Source organism: Ralstonia sp. 25mfcol4.1, from assembly GCF_900104095.1.
Lineage (GTDB): Bacteria > Pseudomonadota > Gammaproteobacteria > Burkholderiales > Burkholderiaceae > Cupriavidus.
The window spans coordinates 1-2,490 of sequence record NZ_FNJO01000040.1 but is presented as its reverse complement, the minus strand read 5'-3'; the positions used below and the strand labels follow the sequence as shown (position 1 = coordinate 2,490).

General features: G+C 67.8%; 1 protein-coding gene. It reads right to left on the bottom strand.

What is annotated here, in order from left to right:
- The coding region (locus BLQ58_RS28580) for a beta strand repeat-containing protein (protein ID WP_368086181.1) at positions 1-2,490 on the bottom strand (2,490 nt) is incomplete at both ends.

The window sequence follows — 2,490 nt, the reverse complement described above, 5'->3', positions numbered from 1 at the left end:
TGAGCGTCTTGACCGCCGTCTGCACCGGCGTACCAGTCGTCGTCACAATGCTCGTGCGGGTGTTGCTGACCTGGTTGGCCGCGATGTCGATATCGCCGTCCGCCTCGATCGTGGCCGAGCGATTGATCAGCGTGTTGGTCTGGTTGGCCAGCAGGCCAGTATTCGGGTCTCGCGTGCCATCGCGGGCGATCTGCAGGTTGCCCGCGCTATAGAGCGTGGCGCGATCAAGGTTTTGCACCGCGTTGCCGGCGTACAGGTGCAGGTTCTGGACGGCAGCCATCAGGGCCGAGGGTCCGTTGTTGACGATATCAGCGCCTTGCACCTGGACGTTGTTGCCGATCACCGTACCCGTGTTGACCACCGACGGGCCGTTGACCTGGACCGTATCCCCCTCGATGCGTCCGGCGTTCGATACCTGGTTGCCCGCGGTGACGGTGGTGTTCGCCGAGTTGATATCCGCCGATGCGCCGTTCACCACATTCGCGCCCGACACCGTCAGTGTTCCCGCCGAGGCGAGCGTCCCGGTGTTGGTCAGCGTCCCGCTGGCTGACACCCGCATCGCGTCGTTGGCACGCAGCAGGTTGGACGCGTCGTTGACGTAATCCCCTGCCACGTCGAGCGTCAGGCCACGTCCGGCGATCATGGTGCCGCTGCCGGACATCGCGCCCGACACCGCGACGTCCTGGTTGGCCTTGACCGCGCCCGCCTGGTTCGCCAGCGACTGCACGCTGAGCCTGACGTCCGTACCACCCAGCACTTGGCCCCCGGCATTGTCGAGCGCAGCGCCCGCCTGATCCAGGGTCAGGCGCTGGCCGTACAGCATGCCGCCGCGGTTATCGACTAGCGACCTGACCTTCAGATCCAGCGCGCCGCCGGCCACCACCTGCCCACCCGACGTGCCATTCGAATCGTTGGCCAGCGTCTGGGCGGCCACCGTGACGTCACCATTGCCGCCCACCTTGCCGGCGGTGTTGGTCAGCGCATTGGTCGCCGTGACGGTCGTCGCACCGTCACCCGCGTTGACGAGCGATCCACGGGCGTTGTCGATGCTCGCTGCGGAAACCATTGCGGTACCGTGCTCGCCATTCGCGGCCAGCGTGCCGTCCTGGTTCACCAGGGCGCCGGTGGCCGACACCGCCAGATCGCCGGCCGTCTGCGCGGAGCCGGCTGAATTGTCCACCGTGGCGCCACTGGCAAGCATCAGACCGGTATTCCCATAGACGCTGCCCTGACGATTCGACAGATGACCGCTCGCGATGGCCGTGACCTTGCCCTGTGCGGATATCGTGCCCCGGCTGTTGTCCAGCGCCCCGGCCTGTGCCTGCAGATCGCCGTTGGTCTGGATGACGCCGCCCGCGTTGCCGGTTCGCCCCCGGCTCGTGACCGACAGCAGGCCGGTGCCCGCATGGGACATCTGGCCGCCATCGTTGGTCAGGCTGGCTGCATCGATGGTCAGGTTCCGTCCATTGGCAGCGACGGTGCCACCGGTATTGTCCAGCTTGCCGCCTGCGACGATGGTGGCGTCGCCCTGACCCAGCTGTTTCAGGCTGCCGCCCTGATTGAGCAGATCGCCCGACGCGCGGATGGCCAGCTCGGCACCCTCGATCTGACCGCCCTGGTTGGACAGGCTGCCCGCCGCCAGCGTCGTGGCCGCCCCGCTGGACAGCTGGCCTCGGTCGTTCACTAGCGCACCCCGGACGTTGACTGCCAGCGCCCCGCCTGCCGTGGTGGTTGCCCCCGTCAGGTCGAGGCCACCTGCACTGGCGGACAGGCTCAGGTTGCCGTTCGTCGCGGTCTGGCTGCCCGCCAGGTGGACGCTTTCCCCATGGATCGCCGCATTGCCGCTGGCCAGATTCCGGCCGGTTGCCGACACGGCCCCGCTTGCGTTCACCGTCAGGTCGGCGCCACCTACGGGAACACCGTCCGGATTCAGGCCCGCCGCAAGCGTGCCGGTCGAAGCAACGCTTTGCGCGTTCACGCCGAGCGATTGCTGAGCCACCAACGTGCCGCTGTTGTTCAGCGTGGCATCGGTCTGGATGCCGATCGCTCCCCCTGCGTAGGTCGTGCCACTGTGATCGACGCCCTCGCGCGCCGAAAGCGCGAGATTGCCGGTGGCGCTGGTGCTGCCCCCCATCACCAGCTTGCCCGCTGCGTTCAGCGTCATGTCGCCGGCCTGCGCGGCCATCACGCCGCGCAGCGATACGCCCACGCCCTGCTCGGTCGATGCCAGCAGGATCTTGTTGGCGTACATGCCGCCAAGCTGGCTGACGTCGATGCCGGCCGATGGTGCCGCCCCGGCGCCGGCGATGGCGGTGGCATCGAGCGTGTTGTGGTCGACCTGGTTTGCCCCGGCCACCACATTGAGCCCGTTCGCGTAGACGGCAGCATTGGCCTTCACCGCGCGGGCAATCAGGTCCACCTGATCCACGCCAGCTGCGTTCAGCCCCGCGCCCTCGACCTGGATCTGCCCGCCGGTCACCCGGAACGCAT